General features: G+C 37.5%; 13 protein-coding genes. 10 read left to right on the top strand and 3 right to left on the bottom strand.

Annotation, left to right across the window (positions count from 1 at the left end):
* Positions 1–81 precede the first annotated feature (81 nt).
* On the bottom strand, positions 82–1,257 hold the full coding sequence (locus F7888_RS08765; protein WP_191778795.1) for an MFS transporter: 1,176 nt from the start codon (positions 1,255–1,257) through the stop codon (positions 82–84).
* A gap of 286 nt (positions 1,258–1,543) precedes the next feature.
* A complete protein-coding gene (gene yfkAB / locus F7888_RS08760) occupies positions 1,544–2,674 on the bottom strand; it encodes a radical SAM/CxCxxxxC motif protein YfkAB (RefSeq protein ID WP_191778794.1) in 1,131 nt (376 codons plus the stop codon).
* 249 nt (positions 2,675–2,923) lie between these two features.
* Here yfkAB and F7888_RS08755 point away from each other — a divergent pair, with 249 nt between their 5' ends.
* The 8 genes from F7888_RS08755 to F7888_RS08720 all read left to right on the top strand — a co-directional run bounded on the left by F7888_RS08755 (position 2,924) and on the right by F7888_RS08720 (position 14,923).
* Positions 2,924–4,525 (top strand): response regulator transcription factor, encoded by a 1,602-nt coding sequence (locus F7888_RS08755; RefSeq protein WP_191778793.1) that lies wholly within the window; start codon positions 2,924–2,926, stop codon positions 4,523–4,525.
* Positions 4,509–6,266, top strand: coding sequence for a sensor histidine kinase (locus tag F7888_RS08750; RefSeq protein WP_191778792.1), 1,758 nt, complete (start codon positions 4,509–4,511; stop codon positions 6,264–6,266). The genes F7888_RS08755 and F7888_RS08750 overlap by 17 nt, the downstream gene beginning before the upstream one ends.
* Before the next feature lie 109 nt (positions 6,267–6,375).
* Positions 6,376–8,046, top strand: a complete 1,671-nt coding sequence (locus F7888_RS08745) for an ABC transporter substrate-binding protein (RefSeq protein ID WP_191778791.1) — start codon at positions 6,376–6,378, stop codon at positions 8,044–8,046.
* Positions 8,047–8,207: 161 nt separating this feature from the next.
* Positions 8,208–9,176, top strand: coding sequence for an ABC transporter permease (locus F7888_RS08740; protein ID WP_191778790.1), 969 nt, complete (start codon positions 8,208–8,210; stop codon positions 9,174–9,176).
* A gap of 11 nt (positions 9,177–9,187) precedes the next feature.
* On the top strand, positions 9,188–10,111 hold the full coding sequence (locus tag F7888_RS08735; RefSeq protein WP_191778789.1) for a carbohydrate ABC transporter permease: 924 nt from the start codon (positions 9,188–9,190) through the stop codon (positions 10,109–10,111).
* A 21-nt stretch (positions 10,112–10,132) separates the two neighbouring features.
* Positions 10,133–12,229, top strand: a complete 2,097-nt coding sequence (locus F7888_RS08730; protein WP_191778788.1) for an alpha-glucuronidase family glycosyl hydrolase — start codon at positions 10,133–10,135, stop codon at positions 12,227–12,229.
* Between the two features lie 14 nt (positions 12,230–12,243).
* Positions 12,244–13,749, top strand: coding sequence for a GH39 family glycosyl hydrolase (locus tag F7888_RS08725; protein WP_191778787.1), 1,506 nt, complete (start codon positions 12,244–12,246; stop codon positions 13,747–13,749).
* 19 nt (positions 13,750–13,768) lie between these two features.
* Complete coding sequence (locus tag F7888_RS08720; RefSeq protein ID WP_191778786.1) at positions 13,769–14,923, top strand: glycosyl hydrolase family 8; 1,155 nt, start codon at positions 13,769–13,771, stop codon at positions 14,921–14,923.
* Between the two features lie 196 nt (positions 14,924–15,119).
* Here the strand turns inward: F7888_RS08720 and F7888_RS08715 are convergent, their stop codons facing one another.
* Positions 15,120–16,292 (bottom strand): ROK family transcriptional regulator, encoded by a 1,173-nt coding sequence (locus tag F7888_RS08715; protein WP_318246251.1) that lies wholly within the window; start codon positions 16,290–16,292, stop codon positions 15,120–15,122.
* Between the two features lie 195 nt (positions 16,293–16,487).
* Here F7888_RS08715 and xylA point away from each other — a divergent pair, with 195 nt between their 5' ends.
* Together xylA and xylB are read left to right on the top strand one after the other, a co-directional pair.
* Positions 16,488–17,819: a xylose isomerase gene (xylA, locus tag F7888_RS08710; RefSeq protein ID WP_191778785.1), complete on the top strand. Its 1,332-nt coding sequence runs from the start codon at positions 16,488–16,490 to the stop codon at positions 17,817–17,819.
* Positions 17,820–17,881: 62 nt separating this feature from the next.
* The gene (xylB, locus tag F7888_RS08705; protein WP_191778784.1) at positions 17,882–19,381 is read left to right on the top strand and encodes a xylulokinase; all 1,500 of its coding nucleotides are present in this window, start codon (positions 17,882–17,884) and stop codon (positions 19,379–19,381) included.
* Positions 19,382–19,397 lie beyond the last annotated feature (16 nt).

Here is a 19,397-nt window from a genome sequence, read left to right as displayed (position 1 = left end):
CTAATCCCCCGGGAGTCTCCGTGTATTCATGCTGCTAGATGCTAGTGAAGAACAACAAACTTAATTTATATAAATAGCCTTTTATAAATAATGATTTTGTACTTTCTTGGCTGGTTGGTCTTTGAAGTAGAGGGAGAATGTCAGTAGCATGACCAAGCAGACGAGTAGTGCGCTAATAAATGGTGCGGCTTCATGGAGCATAAATAGGGCTCCTGCGACCAATGGGCCGACGGTTCTTCCTAAGCTATCCATCGATTGCTGCAGTCCCATGACAGTTCCTTGACCAATTTGATCCTGCCTAGATAGCAAGGATAGGAGGGTTGGACGTGAGAGTGCCTGACCGATGCCAATGAGAGCACAACCAATCAAGGTAAGCGTAAATGAAAAAGAGACAACAATGAGTAAGAATCCAGCAGCTTCAAAGAGAAAGCCTGTTTTTGCAATATGAGTATCACGATATTTTTGATACAGGTATCCGATAATAAATAGTTGAATGACGACTGCCGCTCCTGATTGAACACTGAAGGCAATCCCTGTTTCACTTGCTAATGCATCAAATCGTTCGATGAGAAAATAGCCTAACATCGAAAATAGACTTGACGCTGCAACAGCTAATCCGAAGGTGATAAAAAATAATTCGCGGAATCTTGGTGTGATCATGACCTTTAAAGACTGTGTAAATGAAGGTAATTCTTTTGATGATGTTTTTTGTTGTGGTTCTTTTAAATAAATCAATACTAATGGGATTGTAACAAGACTGAGTGTCCCAGCTACAATGAAAGGTACATTTATCCCCAATGGTGAAAATAAGGCTCCAACTGCTGGCCCGCACAAAAATCCAAGTGCATTGGCTGCAGCCATTTTGGCAATCGCTTGACTACGTTCTTTCTTCTCAAATGAATCTGAAACGAATGCCAGTGCAGCGGGTTGCGTTCCTGATGAAAGAAAAGCGCCAATCATGCGAATTAGTAATAGGTGAAGATAGGACTTTGCAAATAACAATAGTAAGAATGCTAATCCAAACCCGACTAATCCAAAAATTAAGACTGGCTTTCGCCCCCATTTGTCAGCTAATCTCCCCCAGAAGGGAACAACTAGAAATTGAGTGAACGCCCATCCCGTAATCAAGCTCCCCATTTGAAAGGAGCTAAGCCCTAGTTCATCCGCTAAATAAGGTAAAGCAGGAAGGACCACCCCATAGCCAGTCATAGATAAAAACATGATAAATGCTAATAGGTAAAATGATTTTTTTGACATTGAGCCTTAGCCTTTCTATGTGTAGTTTTGTGAAGAAATTGTTTCTAAGGCAATGAATGAAATTGGCTCGTTAGTTTTCATCACATCAGATGTTACCAATAATATACTTCATCACCCGAAATATTTAAAATCGTGAAAGAGCGTGCAAACTTGAGAAAAACAAAGAGAAAACGGTAACAATGGTGCATTTAATTAAAAATTTGGAGATTTTTAAAAATTTAAATAATAATTGTATTCTAAATGAAGAAAAGGATTCACCGCAAGTGCTAGTGAATCCTTTCGTGGATTAAGAAAATGAAGCATTAGCTTTCATTTTTGTAAAATTAATGTCTTTGTAGTAAGCATCCTTCACTAGAAGGTTTGGACCTAGGCACTTTACCGCAGGACAATGACAATTGATAGATTGGGCAAGCTTAGAACGATTCCAATTGTCAAAGGCATGCTGTAATGTGGTGTCCTTAATATTCCCAAGTGCAGGCGCATCACCAAAGTCAGTAACGATGATTTCACCAGTGAATATATTTACATTTAATCTTGAACGACCATCTGGATCATTTCTGACTGTGACATTTTTACTTGAATATAGTCTTTTCAATAACTTGAGATCTTCTTCATTTGAACTACATGAGTAGAAGGGAAGAGTTCCAAATAGCATCCAGGTGTTTTCATCTCGAATATCTAGGAGATGATGAATCGCTTGCCTGATTTCAGTAAGAGAAAGAGTCTCAAGCTTACTTGCGAAATCGCTTGGGTACATTGGGTGCACCTCGTGTCTTGCACATTGCATTTCGCCAGTGATTTGCTCATGGATTTCCTTCATATAAGGAAGTGTTCGTTTATTTAACATCGTTTCAGCAGAGACAAGGATTCCAGCATTGCTCAAGCTTTTTGCATTCTCAATCATTCGCTCAAAATAGGTAACACGCTGATCATAGGATGGCTTTCTCTCCATCATTTCAAATCCACCTTCTACAAAATCATCTATCGTGCCCCAGTTATGAGAGATGTGCAAAACATCGAGGTATGGAATGATTTTTTCATAACGTGAAAGGTCTAAGGTAAGATTTGAATTGATTTGTGTTCGGATTCCACGTTCATGGGCATATTTCAAAATAGGTATCACGTATGAATTAACAGATTTAAGTGAAAGCATTGGTTCGCCACCTGTGATGCTTAAGGTGCGAAGAGTAGGAATTTCGTCCAATCTTTTTAGAATAAGCTCGATCGGTAGAGCAGTTGGATCTTTCGTTTGGAGGGTATAGCCGACTGCACAGTGTTCACATCTCATATTACATAGTGTTGTGGTCGTAAATTCAATATTTGTTAAGGTTAGCTTTTGATATTCCTCCATATCTAAATAAGCTTCCCATGGGTCATATAATGGATGAATAGGTTTTAAACCTTTGGTTGTTGTCATTAGAAATCTCCTTTTAAATAAGTAGGCCAAGTCATTATTATGAGAAATAGTAGTTTACTTGTCAATTATCGTTTGAAATAGAAAAGACGATATTGAGATTATTGAAAATTCTGCTAGAATGGATGTATATACACTATCATTATATTAAGTACATACACTAAAATATTTATTTCTTTTCGCATTTTTTAATGAGATTCATTGGTAACGCTTTCAATATGCGGTGTTATTTTAAGAGGGGGGAAATAAAGAATGTACAAGGTTTTGTTAGTAGATGATGAGCAATTTGTTCGAAAAGGGTTAATGAGTTTAATCGATTGGGACGGGTGTGGCTATGAAGTTATAGCAGAGGCTGGAAATGGTGAGGATGCGCTTCAAGTGATTATGGATTGTCAGCCGGATTTAGTCATTACAGATATTAGAATGCCAGTTACGGACGGCTTGGAATTAATTCAGAATGTTAGCCAATCAAATGAAATAACTCCTAAATTCGTTATTGTTAGTGGATATAATGATTTCAAATATGCACAACAAGCGCTTCGGTTTGGAGTAAGTGATTTTATTCTGAAACCAATCGACAAGGATGAGTTAGAAGTAACATTACTTAGATTAGCTGCTTCTATGACAGAAGAAAAGCAAGAATCTGAACTTCAGAAGCAAATGGCACTAGAATCGTTGTTTCAACAAGTCTTATGTGATCAAAGTCAACCGATATTCACACCAGCCCTACAAACTATTCTGCGTATGAGCCAAACACCATCATCTCATTGGTATTTGATTATGGAAGTGAATGGTGTGACAAAAGACACTACCCATACAGAACAAATAAAACAAATCTTAGGTGAAGTCACTAAGTTTGTTTGTCGAACAAACTATCATGTTTTCCTATATGAAATAAAAACAGGGGTGTTTGGGACTTTTATTAACACTAATGATCTAAAACCCTATAGAAATCAAATTTCTTTGTTAGTTGAAAATCTATTCAAGGCTATTCAAGAGGCAACAGATGAGGAGATTTCCATTTATATCGGCAAGGAGATTCTGCAAATAACTGAATTAAAGACAGCATTTTGCACTGCGAATGAGGCCATGCGTTATAAATATATGCAACCAGTAAAGAATCCTATTTTTTATCATGAGGTTGAAGGGATTAACCTCAATTATGCGGAATTAGATGTTGCTTTGTTTAACCAATTAATGGAGCAGTTAGAAGAGAACCAACCAGAGAAATTTTGTACCATTATTGATGAGATCTTTCACGATTTCAAAGCAAAGGCCTTTGCTCCAGAAGCAGTTAGTACATCCATTAATCGTTGTATTCATTGTGTTATTGGAAAAATCAAAGACATTGATGGGGACATTGCGTCACTGCAATTACTTGATGAAATGATTGATTGGAAATCATTTAATTGGTCCATCCCTCAATTAAAAAAGAAATTTAAACACTTTATGATTGAAGCGGCAGAATTAATCATTAAGCATCGAAAAGAAAATTCAAAGGGAGATATTTATAAAGTGAAGGCTTATATTGAAGCAAATTATCGCGAGAATATTAGTCTTAAGTCGATTGCCAATACCTTCTTTATGAATCCAGTCTATATGGGGCAGCTGTTTAAAAAGACATACGGGATGTACTTTAAAGAATATGTACTTAACTTGCGACTTACTGAAGCGAGAAAGCTTCTTCGCCAAACGAATAAAAGAGTATATGAAATTGCTGAAGAGGTTGGGTTTGGAAGTACAGATTATTTTGTGACACAATTTGAAAAAATGGAGGGAACGACTCCGACTGAATACCGTAATCAAATTCTTAACTCATCGAAAGTAGGGAGAGTCATTGAAGAAATACTTTAATAATCTTAAATTACGAAATAAAATTGTGATTCTCTATATTTTTTCAGTGTTTCTACCTATTGTCTTAACGAATGTTATTTTTTATCAAGTAACCACAAACAATGTGAAAAAACAAAAGATGGATGATCTTGCAAAGGTAATGAATCAAATCAAAAGTGATTTTCAAGAGAGCATCGTCCATGCTGTAGGGGTTTCTTCAGCACTTTACACAGATAGTAAAATCAATGAATTCTTAGACAAAGACTATCAATCATCTGCAGATTATATTGAGGCATATGATACTCAATTAAGAGGCTTTAATAAATATACTCCCGTTTTTTCAGCAATAGAATCTATTCAGTTTTATTCAGATAATAATACCGTCGTCTATTCTGGCGGTGTGAATCCAATCTCATCATTCATCGCCCAAGAAAATTGGTATAAGGAGCTCACTCGCAAACCTGATTCATTTCCTCTTGTGATAAAGACAGGTGGAACATACCAGCGAGATACCATTAGTATCATTCGCGAACTAAATTTTTTTAAAGTCTATAATTCAACTAAAAAAATCGTCAAAATTGATATTGATCAAGACATGATTAATCATATCTTTAACAACGCAAATTTAGAGGGGGAATTATATTTATTAAATGACAAGGATCAAATTGAATATACAACCGATCCAATGATTAATTGGAGAGAAGAGATCATAAATATTGGAGAGATTTCAAAACCAGATAAGGTTATCTCACTTGAAGAGAAATATGATATCGATCATTTCCTCACTAATTGGAAAATAGTCGCTGTCCTAGACGAATCACAATTATTAGACAATATGTCTGAATCTCTCTATTTTTTGTTCTTCCTAGCAATCTTTAACATCATTGTACCCACTGCAATCATTATCTTCATTTCCCAGTCTATTAACCTTAGATTGAACAAAGTGTTGAATTATATGAAAAAAATGAAAAACCAAAGCTTTGAAACGATTGATGGTATTCAGTATAAAGACGAAATCGGTCAGTTAACTAGTGAATTTAACCGAATGTCAAGAAGGATCAATGAGCTTATCAATGATGTCTATGTTGCAAATATTCAGAAGAAGGACTTGGATTTGCAGAGAAAACAAGCTCAGATTAGTGCCTTGCAGAGTCAAATTAATCCTCATTTCCTATTTAATGCACTTGAGACGATTCGAATGAGGAGCATTATAAAGAAAGAGGATGAAACAGCTAAAATCATTCAAAATATGGCGAAAATGCTTAGGAAATCTTTCACTTGGGGAAGAGATTGGGTCACCGTGAAAGAGGAATTGGCAGTTATCCTTAGCTTCTTAGAAATTCAAAAATACCGCTTTGATGAAAAATTAGAATATATCTTATCAATTGATGAGGATGCTTATGAAGAGATTATTCCCAATATGATCCTTCTGCCCTTTGTCGAAAATGCAAGTATACACGGAGTGGAGCATAAAAAGGAAAAAGGTGTGATTGAGATTATCATCAAACGTCATGCTGATTATCTCATTTGTGAAATTAAAGATAATGGACCTGGTATTGAAGAGGTAAAACTACATCAATTATTAGAATCTCTCAAAATGGAGGAAGCAATTGGAGAAAATGTAGGAATAAAAAATGTGTATTACAGACTTAAGATGTATTATGGCTCTGATTTTCACTTTGATATTAAAAGTGATCTACTTGAAGGGACGACAATTTCTGTTCATTTACCATCATCAAAGAAAGCCGGTGGCACGAAATAGAATGCCTTCTTAAGTTTTTTAAGTAAAAACTATACTTTGTTGGGTAATCAAACAAACGAAAATGTTTTAAAATGAAAGTGCTTACAAAAAAGGTTAAGGGGGTTATTAAATGGTATTAAACAAAAAGCTTTTAGTTGGATTATTATCTCTTATTATGTTTCTAGCGTTAGTAGGTTGTAAGAATGATAGTGCATCTACAGATGAGAAAGATAAAGAGAGTGAAGGTGGAACAACTGAGAACGACACATCACCATTTACGTTTACCTATTTCAATGCTGGATCACCCGGTAAAGACATTCAATCAACAGAAACAAAAATCGGGAAAATTTTCGAAGAACAAACTGGTGTAACAGTTAAGATGGAATTCCTAGTGGGTGATATCAACACAAAAATTGGGACAATGATTGCAAGTGGTCAATATCCTGATGTTTTAGTTCCTGATACTGCGATTGATAAAATCTTGGAAGCAGAAGCATTTATTCCTCTAAATGATTTAATTGATGAACATGCACCAAACTTAAAGAAATTGTATGAGCCATATTTAGAGCGAATGAAGGCAGATGATGGAAATATCTATTTTATTCCATTTAATGCAAGTCAAGGTTACATTCCTAACCCAAATATTGACCAAGGTGCATTCTTCATGCAGCGCGGTGTGTTAAAAGAGTTCGATTATCCAGAAGTAAAAACACTAGATCAATATTTTGAGCTACTTGAAAAATACTATGAAAAGTATCCTGAAGTCGATGGTGCGAGTACAATTCCTTTCACTGCATTAACATATGACTGGAGATTTTTCTCTACAACAAACGTCCCTAATCACCTAGCAGGTTATCCGAATGACGGAGAAGTAATGGTTGATATGGAAACACATGAGGCGAAGGTATATGCAGCAACAGATTACGAGAAAAGATGGCTACAAAAGCTGAATGAAGCAAATGCTAAAGGCTTATTTGATAAAGAAGCATTTGTTGCAAACTATGATGAGTATTTAGCGAAATTAGCATCTGGAAGAGTACTAGGATTCTTTGATTATGGTTGGCAAATTGGTCAAGCTGAAACCGCTTTAAAGGAAGCGGGTGACGATGACAAGCGTTTTATTGCATTACCTGTGACATTTGATGAAAGCATTAAGGACCAATACATTGATCCACCATCATTCGTTAATAATCGTGGTGTTGGTATTACGACGAGTGCAAAAGACCCTGTTCGTATTATGAAGTTCTTAGATAATATGGCGAAGGAAGAAAACCAAAAGCTTATTATGTGGGGAATTGAAGGAGAAACATATGAAAGTGATAATGGTCGTTTCTATCGAACTGATGAGCAAATTAACTTAACGTCAAATCAGGAATTCCGTGAAGAATTCGGCTTCGCACAATTTGAATACTATTGGCCACGTGGTAATGGTCTATTCTCAGATGGAAATGCATGGGAGCCTCGCAGGCAGCCTGAAGTTGCACAAGCTGCTTATACTGAAGGCGATTTAGCAATCCTTGAGAAGTATAATGCTAAGGTATTCGCAGACCTGTTTGCTGAGCCAGAGGACCGTCCTTGGTACCCAGCATGGAGTGCTGAACTAGAACAAGGATCACCTGCACAAATTTATATTCAGAAGAAGACTGATTTACAAAGATTGTACTATCCTAAGTTAGTCCTAGAAGGTAACTTTGAAGAACTTTGGGCGGAATATGTTGCTGAGCATGACAAACTTGGTGCTGAAGAATATGAAAAAACAATGACTGAAAATGTAAAGAAACTTGTTGAACAAAACCAATAATCACTAGTTTACATGGAGAGGAAATGGTCTAGCTACCTTATGAGGTTATGAGTCCTTTCTTCTCCTTTTCTATATTGCAATCATTAACAGGAATCAATACCAGCTTTTATTCAGACAGTCGTTTCTCAAATAAGTCGAAAACATCAAAAGGAGGGGTAGTCATGAGTGTGAAAAGTGAACCAGTATCTGTTGTAATCCCACCGGAACCAAATAAGCCTACTGGACTTAAGCTGTTTCTTAAAAAATGTGGACAGCAAAAAGCGCTTTTAGCCATGAGTTTACCATTTGTTCTATGGTTAGTCGTTTTTAAATACGTTCCACTATGGGGTTGGACAATGGCCTTTCAGGATTTTAAGCCCGCAAAATCCTTTAGTGAACAAGAATGGGTAGGATTTGAGCATTTTTCTTTTCTTTTTAGTGATGAAGCGTTCCTCCGTGTACTTCGAAATACACTTGCCATGAGTGCAATTAATCTAGTCCTCGGTTTTGTAACAGCAATTATCCTTGCTTTACTTTTAAATGAGCTGAGACATATAGGCTTTAAGAAGATTGTACAAACAATTAGTTACATGCCGCATTTCCTTTCATGGGTAGTAGCAGCGAGTATTATTTCATATACACTTTCATTAGAAAATGGAATTATCAATATTGCGTTAGTTAAGCTAGGCTTTGAACCCATTCTATGGTTGGGGATTGGTGAATATTTCTGGGGAATTCTAGGTACCTCGGAGGTATGGAAGAACCTTGGGTGGAACACAATCATTTATTTAGCTGCGATTACAATGATTGATCAAGAGCAGTATGAGGCAGCGGAAATTGATGGTGCTTCAAGGCTGCAAAGGATGTTGCTAATTACATTACCTGCATTAAAGCCAACCATTGTTATTCTACTGATTATGAACCTTGGTCATATTCTTGAAGCGGGCTTTGAAGCACAATACCTTTTAGGGAACCCAATGAACATTGAATACTCTGAGGTGCTAGAAATTTTCGTCCTTAAATACGGGATTTCAATGGGTAACTTCTCATTAGCAACAGCTGCAGGGATCTTCAAAACCGTAGTTAGTTTTATCTTCTTATTTACCGCTAACTCGATTGCCAAAAAACTAGGGCAAGCAAGATTATTTTAGGAGGAGTATCCATGAAAAATCCATTCAAAGTCAATGCGCGCCATTCCTCTTTGGGAGACCGAATCTTTGACATTAGTAACTATACATTCATGATTCTCTTATGTATAGTCATGCTTTACCCAATGCTTAATACGTTGGCAATCTCTTTAAATGATGCAACAGATTCAATTAAAGGTGGAATCTTTCTATGGCCACGAGAATTCACTTTTTATAACTATGAACATGTATTTAAACAATCATCTCTTGTCAATTCATTCTTAATGTCAGTATTAAGAACAGTGTTAGGTACGGCCATTTCAGTCTTCTGTACTGCCATGGTCGCTTACACCATCAGTAGACAAGAATTTGTATTAAGAAAATTTGTAACGATTGCTTTTATTTTAACGATGTATTTCAATGGGGGATTAATCCCGAACTTTCTATTAATGAGGGACTTAGAACTGATTGGTAGTTTTTGGGTATATATTTTGCCAGGGGTTATTGGAGTGTTTAATTTAATTGTTGTACGTTCCTTTATTGAAGGTCTACCAGATAGCTTAATGGAATCTGCAAAGATTGATGGCGCAGGTGACTTCACAACCTTTTTCAAAATTGTTTTACCGTTGTCTTTACCAGTATTAGCAACAGTTTCGCTCTTTGTTGCTGTGTTTCAGTGGAACTCCTGGTTTGACGTATTTTTATATACTTCATCTGTTCCTGAATTAAGTACATTACAGTACGAGTTAATGAAAATTCTACAAAACTCTAATGCTTCGATGTCTGGGAAAACTGCTGCAGATGCGTTTGCCAATGCCAATGCAAGTGCGAATGTCGTTACTCCAACATCGATACGTGCAACGATGACAATTATAGCAAGTGTACCAATCATTTGCGTCTATCCCTTCGTTCAAAAATACTTTGTGAAGGGTTTAACGATTGGTGGAGTAAAAGGTTAAATCATTCGTAGGAGGAATCCAATGAAAAATAGCGGGAATGAAACTCAAATTGAACAAAGAGTGTTAAGTGAATATGATGATTATTCATGCTGGTTACAGTATACAAAAATAGAAAATCAAGAGTGGCTTGCAGACTATCAAACGCTTCTTTCACACATAGAAGTGCTAAGTCATTCTCATGTTATGGAATCTGCAAAACAGGAGCTGATGACTGCAATCAAGGGAATGGTTGGGAGTTCGCCTGAAGCTTCAGCTGAAATTAAAAATTATTCTTCGGTTGTCTTAGCAACGGTTGAGGATCATCCATCGATTTGTGAGTTGGTCGATTCTCAGTTACTAGATGATGAAGGCTATTTAATCACAGCAGTTATAGTAGATGGTTATCAGAAGCTGATGTTAGTAGGGAAAACTGATGTAGGTGCATTGTATGCGGTATTTCACTTGATACGCCTTATGAAGATGGAGGAAGATCTCGGTGAGGTTCGTATCATTGAAAATCCTACAAATCAATTAAGAATGATCAACGAATGGGATAATATGGACGGTTCCATTGAGCGTGGTTATGCTGGTGAATCGATTTATTATAAGGACCATCAATTTATTGGTGACATGAAACGAATCAAGGATTATGCCAGACTTCTATCCTCTGTAGGGATTAATGGAGTAGCAATTAATAATGTGAATGTTCATGAGGTTGAAACAAATCTCATTACATCACGGTTTCTTCCAGATGTAGCTCGCATAGCTGAGGTGTTTAGAGCATATGGAATCAAAACGTATTTAAGTGCTAACTATGCAAGTACGATTCAGCTTGGAGGTCTTGATACAGCAGATCCGCTTGATCAACATGTTCAGGAATGGTGGGGTGAGAAGGTTAAAGAGATTTATCAATACATTCCTGATTTCGGTGGTTTTGTCATTAAAGCAGATTCTGAGCACCGTCCTGGTCCATTTACATATGATCGTAATCATGCAGATGGTGCTAACATGTTAGCAAGAGCATTGAAGCCATTTGGTGGCATCGTCTTTTGGAGATGCTTTGTCTATAATTGTTTGCAGGATTGGCGAGATCGTAAGACAGACCGTGCAAGGGCGGCGTATGACCATTTTAAACCACTTGATGGAGAGTTTCTTGAAAATGTCGTCCTTCAAATAAAGAATGGTCCAATGGACTTTCAAGTGAGAGAGCCTGTGTCACCACTTTTAGGGGCGATGCCAAATACTAATCAAGTGCTAGAATTTCAAGTCACTCAGGAATATACTGGCCAGCAAAAACATCTCTGCTATCTAATTCCACAATGGAAGGAAGTATTAGATTTCGATACGTTTACTAGAGGTGAAGATTCCACGGTAAAACGAATTGTCAGTGGAGAACTCTATCAAAATCGATTAAGTGGGATAACAGCTGTTTCGAATATAGGTAATGATCGTAACTGGACGGGGCATACACTAGCACAAGCGAATTTCTATGGGTATGGTCGTCTTATATGGAATCCTGAGCTAACGGCTGAGGAAATTACAGAAGAATGGGTACGTCTAACCTTTGGAAATGATCCAGAAGTTGTCGATACTATTTCTACAATGTTATTAAGATCATGGAGTATTTATGAAAGCTATACAGCACCTCTTGGTGTGGGGTGGATGGTAAATCCAAACCATCATTATGGACCTAATGTAGACGGATATGAGTATTCATTATGGGGCACGTATCATTTTGCCGATTGTCATGGGATTGGGGTCAATCGCACATTAAAGGACGGAACGGGTTATACGGGTCAGTATTTTAAAGAAAATCAGGATCTATATGAATCCTTAGAAACATGTCCAGACGAACTGCTCCTATTCTTCCATCATGTTCCATACACACACAAATTGAAATCTGGAGTAACGGTTATTCAGCATATCTACAATACTCATTTTGAAGGTGTGGAACAAGCTGAGAAGCTAGTAGAGGAATGGCAGCAATTAGCTGGGAAAATTGATGAAGATCGATTTAACGGTATTTTAAGTAGGTTATTAGAACAAGCAGAGCATTCAAAAGAGTGGCGTGATCAAATCAATACGTATTTTTATCGTAAGTCAGGAATCCATGATGAATTAAGCAGAGAAATTTATTAAATAGGGGTGTAATCGTGGAAATCATTCAAGTTCAAACAGACAATGTGAAGACGTTTAATAAGAATTGGCAGTATTGTGTGGGGACTGGAAGATTAGGGTTAGCCCTGCAACAGGAATATTTAGATCATCTTAAGCTTGCAAAAGAAAAAATAGGGTTTAAGTATATAAGAGGACATGGTCTTCTTTCTGATGATGTAGGAATCTATCGTGAATTACAAGTAGGTGATGAGGTTCGCCCATTTTATAACTTCACTTATATTGATCGGATATTTGATTCTTTTTTAGAACTTGATATTCGCCCGTTTGTTGAGTTTGGTTTCATGCCGAAAAAATTAGCATCCGGTGATCAAACAATTTTCTATTGGGAGGGGAATGTAACTCCTCCAAAGGATTATCAAAAATGGCATGATCTCATTGTGGCTGTGGTGTCACATTTTATTGAACGATATGGCGAAGAAGAAGTGTTGAAATGGCCGTTTGAGGTATGGAATGAACCTAATCTGGTTAACTTTTGGAAGGATGCAGATCAAGCGGAATACTTTAAGCTCTATAAGGTTACAGCATTAGCTGTTAAATCAGTTCATCCTGATTTATTAGTTGGTGGTCCAGCTATTTGTGGCGGTGCAGACCATTGGATCACTGATTTTCTTTCGTACTGTGAGCGTGAGGAAGTTCCTATTGATTTTGTTTCAAGGCATGCCTATACCTCTAAAGCACCGAAGAAAGTGACGCCTGATTATTATTATCAAGATTTAGAAGAGAACACGGATATGCTTGAGCAATTTAAGATGGTTAGAGGATTAATAGATGACTCACCATTTCCTAACCTTCCATTCCATATCACAGAATACAATACGTCATACAGTCCAATCAACCCTGTGCATGATACGCCGTTAAATGCAGCTTACCTTGCGAGAATATTAAGTGAGGGTGGGGATTTTGTAGATTCCTTTTCTTATTGGACATTTAGCGATGTGTTCGAGGAATTAGATGTACCTAAGGCTCAGTTTCATGGTGGCTTCGGTTTGATTGGACTTAATCGAATTCCGAAACCGACCTTTCATTTATTTTCTTTCTTCAATCAGCTAGGAGAAGAGTTGCTCTATCGCGATGACAAAATCATTGTAACTAGAAGAGCAAATGGTTCGATTTCACTTGTTGCTTGGAATGTTGTCATGGAAAAAGGTAGAGGATATGAAAGAACAATAGAAATGAAGATTCCTGTTCCTTGTAAGGAGAATTTTATTAAACGTCAAACGGTGGATGAAAACCACGCAAATCCATGGAAAGCATGGCAGCAAATGGGGAGACCGCGTTTTCCTGATAAAGCCTCGGTCGAGACATTAAGAGCGTTAGCTAATCCTAAAGTAAGCACAGAACGAACTCAAACAGAGGATGGAATGTTGACTCTAGCGATGACTCTAACGAAAAATGAAGTCACATTGGTCGAAATCACACCGGTTCATGATGAGACTGACACATATATAGGTTTAGATGATTCATTAATTACTTCTTATTAATAAAGGGGTTGGGATATCTATGGAAACAATAATAACGAATGGTTCATTTTATACAGGAGTATATCGTAATGTATTTAAAGAATATGGATTTTCTGAAGAAGACATTCAAGCAAGAGTTGAAGATAGCTGGAATCAGATCTTTTATGGTGATGAGGAAACAAGGATTTATTTTGAACCAGATGAACAGAGTGGATATCTACTTGATACAGGGAATCTAGATGTTCGAACAGAAGGAATGTCATACGGTATGATGATGGCTGTACAGCTTGATAAAAAAGACGTGTTTGATCGTTTATGGTATTGGGCGAAGAAGAATATGTATATGACTGAAGGACTGCATGCAGGATATTTCGCTTGGTCATGCAGACCAGATGGAAAGAAAAACTCTTATGGACCTGCTCCAGATGGTGAGGAGTTCTTTGCCCTTGCCTTGTTCTTTGCTGCTCATCGCTGGGGTGACGGGGATGAAGATCCGTTTGATTATAGTGTCCAAGCAAGACAGTTATTAAGAGATTGCCTTCATAAGGGTGAAAATCATGATGGTCATCCGATGTGGAATCGTGACAATAAACTAATTAAGTTTGTGCCAGAAGTGGAATTTTCCGATCCTTCTTACCATCTCCCACATTTCTATGAATTGTTTGCACTTTGGGCAAATGAAGAGGATCGAGAGTTTTGGAAGGAAGCAGCAGTGGCAAGTCGTAATTATTTGAAGATTTCGTGTCATCCAGACACAGGGTTAGCACCTGAGTATGCCTATTACGATGGTCGTCCAAATGATGAAAGAGGCTATGGCCATTTCTTTAGTGATTCATATCGTGTGGCAGCAAATATTGGATTGGATTATGAATGGTTCAAGAAAGATCCTTGGCAAACTGAAGCTGCAAATAAGATTCAAGCGTTCTTTGCTGATAAGCATCCAGAGGACTATCGAAGGTATAAGATTGATGGGACACCCTTTGAAGAGAAGGCATTACATCCAGTTGGTTTGATTGCGACAAATGCGATGGCTTCATTAGCTACAGTGAATGGTCCACATGCGAAGGAAACCGTTGAATTATTTTGGAATATACCGGTGCGCACGGGTGTAAGAAGATATTATGATAACTGCTTATATATGTTTAGCATGTTAGCGCTTAGTGGGAATTATCGGATTTGGCTGCCGAATGCCTGATAGTATATTAGGCGGTTTTCGTATAAATAGTTGGCTTATAAAGCTGCAGGCTGAATACACGCATCCCGCGGGAGTCTACGTGTATTCAGCCTGCTAGATTTCTCACTTTTATAATAAGTTATATCTTTGATTTAAATGCTATAAAAACAAACACTCATTCTTTTCATAGAATGAGTGTTTTCTGTGACTTTATCTATTATGTTTGTTCGATTAATTCTTCTTGTTTGAAGAAGTTTTCGACAACGAATGCTGAAACCCCAAGTGCAGCAGAGTAGATTGTTAGCTCAGAAAATTGAACCGATAAGTCTTGCTGATGGAAAGGAAGTGATTGCTCATAGATTGCGTTTCTAACAGATTCTTCTAGAAAGTCCTTTGCCATCGTCATTCGATTGCCAATAATGATTTGCTGGGGATTGAGGGTGTTGACTAAGTTCGTAATCCCGTAACCAATGTATTGTCCTACGCGCTGAAATAGATTAATAACAACTTGATTAGATTTGTTTGCTTGTTCAATTAATTCCTCTAATGTCATCTCAGTACCGAAGAGTTCTTTTGCCTCTTTCAATAGTGCATGCTCAGATGCATAAGCCTCCCAACAGCCGTTTCTGCCACAGCTGCATGTTCTTCCATTCAGGTCAATGAGCATATGTCCTGATTCCCCAGAGAAGCCATTTTTCCCACGGTATAATTCGCTTTTTAAAATTAAGCCAACACCAATTCCGATACTTGCACTGATATAGGTAATGTTCTCAAAAAGCTGACCAGCTCCAAATCGCATTTCACCGAAGGCACCAGCATTAGCCTCGTTTTCAATAATAACAGGCAGTTCAAATTCGAGTTCAAGCTCTTTTTTGAGCAAGGTATCTTTCCAGCCTAAGTTAGGCGCTAATAATACTTTTCCTTCTTTATTCACAATTCCTGGAACACCGATTCCAATCCCAACGACACCATATCGACTTGTTGGAGTCATATCGATGAGGTGGTGAATGATTTCTTTTACTTGTATTGCTACTTTTTCATAATCAAGTTGTTTTAGCGGGATATTCTTTTCATAAATAATCTTGCCTTGAAGATCTGTAAGGATGCCTAATAAATAGTTGACGCCAATATCAATTCCAATTGAATATCCTGCAACTTGATTGAATAGAAGTAAGACGGGTCGACGTCCTCCGCTAGATTCCCCAGGCCCTGTTTCATACACTAATTCATCCTCTAATAATTCATTAATTAAAGAAGAAACTGTCGATTTATTTAATCCAGTTCGCTGAGAGATATCTGCACGCGAGAGGGGAGCATGATCCTTAATCATTTGTAACACAAGAGATTTATTATTGCGTTTCACGACTTGTTGATTCCATGTCATTTGCATCTTTATTCGCCCCTGTAATGAATTTGTCACGTTTTAATTAATTTTATCACAAACTTAGTTTATTGGATAGACAAATTAAGTTTAGGCTGATATACTCAAAGTAAGTTGATAGTTTAACCGCTTGCAGAAAACGGTTACATAAACGGTTAAAATTAGTCAATCCTTAATTTAATAGAATCTTAGGAGGAATGTAAAATGGCTTATTTTCCAAATGTAAACAAAGTACAATACGAAGGTCCAAATTCAACTAATCCTTTCTCATTTAAGTACTATAATCCAGAAGAAATTGTTGGCGGGAAGTCGATGCAAGAATTTCTACGTTATTCAATTGCTTACTGGCATACATTTACAGGTGAAGGTGCGGACCCATTCGGTGCTGGAACGGCTATCCGTCCTTGGGATCATTTAACTGGATTAGATAAAGCGAAAGCACGTGTTGAAGCAGCATTTGAATTCTTTGAAAAAATGAATGCACCATTCTTTGCTTTCCATGATGTAGATATAGCGCCTGAAGGAAGCACATTAAGAGAGACTAATAGAAACCTAGATGTCATTGTTGCAATGATTAAAGAATATATGAAAACAAGTAATACGAAGCTTCTATGGAATACTGCTAATATGTTCACAAACCCACGTTATGTGTTTGGTGCTGCAACTTCATCTAATGCCGATGTGTTTGCATATTCAGCAGCAAAGGTGAAAAAAGGGCTTGAAGTAGGGAAAGAGCTTGGTGCTGAGAATTATGTATTCTGGGGTGGACGTGAAGGGTATGAAACACTTTTAAATACGGATATGGGGCTTGAGCTCGATAATCTAGCACGCTTCTTCCATATGGCTGTGGATTATTCAAAGGAAATCGGCTTTGACGCACCATTCTTAATTGAACCAAAGCCAAAAGAGCCATCGACTCATCAATATGATTTTGATGTTGCAACTGGATTAGCTTTCTTGCAAAAATATGATCTAACAGATTCTTTCAAATTTAATATTGAAGCAAACCATGCGACATTAGCTGGACATACATTTGAGCATGAATTACGTACAGCACGTATCAATGGTATGCTTGGTTCAGTTGATGCAAACCAAGGTGATACCTTACTAGGATGGGACACAGATGAATTCCCAACTGACTTATATACTACTACTCTTGCAATGTATGAAATTATCAAAAATGGTGGCCTTGGAAAAGGTGGCTTGAACTTTGATGCGAAGGTGCGTCGTGGTTCATTTGATACTGATGACTTATTCCACGCACATATTGCGGGAATGGACGCATTTGCGATCGGCTTCAAGGTAGCTCAGAAGCTAATCGATGATCAAGTGCTAGAAAACTTTATTGCAGACCGTTATAGCAGTTATACTCATGGGATTGGCCTTGATATTGTTGAAGGTAAAACAGACCTTCACAAGCTTGAAGCTTATGCACTTGATTTAGAAAATATCGAAAATAAATCTGGCCGTCAAGAGTTATTAAAAGCAACGATCAATCGTTATATCTTAAATGTATCAGCGGGTGTAACGGTTTAATATTCACAACTTGAAAGGATGTGTCAGTGGCACATCCTTTTTCATTAAGGAGATGAGCATAGATGAAATATGTTATCGGTATTGACTTAGGTACAAGTGCTGTAAAAGTGTTGTTAGTTAATCAAAATGGGGATGTCGTTCAAGAAGCATCTAAATCATACCCATTAATTCAGGAAAAGTCAGGTTACAGTGAACAAAATCCAGAGGAGTGGGTAGATAAGACGACTGAAGCATTGTCTGAAATCGTCCACGGTTTTGATGGGAATGTGGAAGATATTGAAGGAATTAGCTTTTCTGGACAAATGCATGGGCTTGTTCTTTTAAATGAAAACAAAGAGGTTCTCAGGCCTGCCATCCTTTGGAATGACACAAGAACATCAAAGCAATGTCAGGACATATATGAGATGGTCGGTAAAGAAAAGCTTCTGCAAATTACAAAGAATCCGGCACTCGAAGGCTTTACATTACCAAAAATCCTATGGGTGAAAGAAAATGAACCAGATGTGTTTGCACAAGCTTCTGTGTTTTTATTACCGAAGGATTATTTGAGATATCGCTTAACTGGAGAGCTACATAGCGAATATTCTGATGCGGCGGGTACCTTATTATTAAATGTTGCGGAAAAAAGCTGGAGTGAGGAAATTTGCCGTTTAGTGGATATTCCTTTTGAGCTTTGTCCACCATTAGTTGAATCCATTGATTGTGTTGGGGGGATTACGTCCGACTTTGCTGCTATCACTGGTCTTTCTGAAACAACTAAGGTATTCGCTGGTGGAGCAGATAATGCTTGTGGTGCTGTCGGTTCTGGTATTTTATCAGAAGGAAAGACATTATGTAGTGTTGGAACATCAGGAGTTATTTTGTCATATGAATCAAATAAAGACCTTGATTTTGAAGGGAAGGTTCATTACTTTAACCATTCTGAGGAAAACGCCTTTTATACAATGGGTGTGACATTAGCGGCGGGATATAGCTTAAGTTGGTTCAAGGATGTATTTGCCCCTGGTGAAAGCTTTGAGGATTTTGTTGATGGCATGGATACTGTTCCAATTGGATCAAATGGGTTAATGTTCACTCCTTATTTAGTTGGTGAACGAACTCCACATGCAGATTCAACGATTCGCGCGAGCTTTATTGGTGCTGATGCATCACATACACGTAAGGATTTTGTTCGTGCTGTTATTGAAGGAATCACATTCTCATTGAATGAGTCGATTGAAATTTTCCGTGAAAATGGGAAACAAATTGATACGATTATTTCAATTGGGGGTGGAGCAAAGAATAAGGAATGGTTGCAGATTCAATCGGATTTGTTTAATGCGGAAATTGTGAAATTAAAGAGTGAGCAAGGACCTGGAATGGGTGCAGCCATTCTTGCTGCGTATGGATCAGGTTGGCATCAATCTCTACAGGAGTGTGCTGATCAGTTTCTTATACCTGCTGAAACATATACACCGATTGAAGAAAATGTAATTGCCTACAAAAAGCTATTTAAGATCTATAAGACGATCTACAACCAAACAAGAGAAATAAATGAAGAATTAAAAGAATTTAGAAAGTAAGGGATCACAGTCATTG

The organism is Litchfieldia stipae, from assembly GCF_014837155.1.
Lineage (GTDB): Bacteria > Bacillota > Bacilli > Bacillales > Bacillaceae_L > Litchfieldia.
This window is presented reverse-complemented; position numbering and strand designations above follow the sequence as displayed.

Coding starts and splice junctions, on each gene's coding strand:
- F7888_RS08745 (WP_191778791.1), top strand. CDS start 6,376: ATGGTATTAAACAAAAAGCTTTTAGTTGGATTATTATCTCTTATTATG.
- F7888_RS08740 (WP_191778790.1), top strand. CDS start 8,208: ATGAGTGTGAAAAGTGAACCAGTATCTGTTGTAATCCCACCGGAACCA.
- F7888_RS08720 (WP_191778786.1), top strand. CDS start 13,769: ATGGAAACAATAATAACGAATGGTTCATTTTATACAGGAGTATATCGT.
- xylA (WP_191778785.1), top strand. CDS start 16,488: ATGGCTTATTTTCCAAATGTAAACAAAGTACAATACGAAGGTCCAAAT.
- xylB (WP_191778784.1), top strand. CDS start 17,882: ATGAAATATGTTATCGGTATTGACTTAGGTACAAGTGCTGTAAAAGTG.
- F7888_RS08765 (WP_191778795.1), bottom strand. CDS start 1,257: ATGTCAAAAAAATCATTTTACCTATTAGCATTTATCATGTTTTTATCT.
- F7888_RS08735 (WP_191778789.1), top strand. CDS start 9,188: ATGAAAAATCCATTCAAAGTCAATGCGCGCCATTCCTCTTTGGGAGAC.
- F7888_RS08755 (WP_191778793.1), top strand. CDS start 2,924: ATGTACAAGGTTTTGTTAGTAGATGATGAGCAATTTGTTCGAAAAGGG.
- F7888_RS08715 (WP_318246251.1), bottom strand. CDS start 16,292: ATGCAAATGACATGGAATCAACAAGTCGTGAAACGCAATAATAAATCT.
- yfkAB (WP_191778794.1), bottom strand. CDS start 2,674: ATGACAACAACCAAAGGTTTAAAACCTATTCATCCATTATATGACCCA.
- F7888_RS08730 (WP_191778788.1), top strand. CDS start 10,133: ATGAAAAATAGCGGGAATGAAACTCAAATTGAACAAAGAGTGTTAAGT.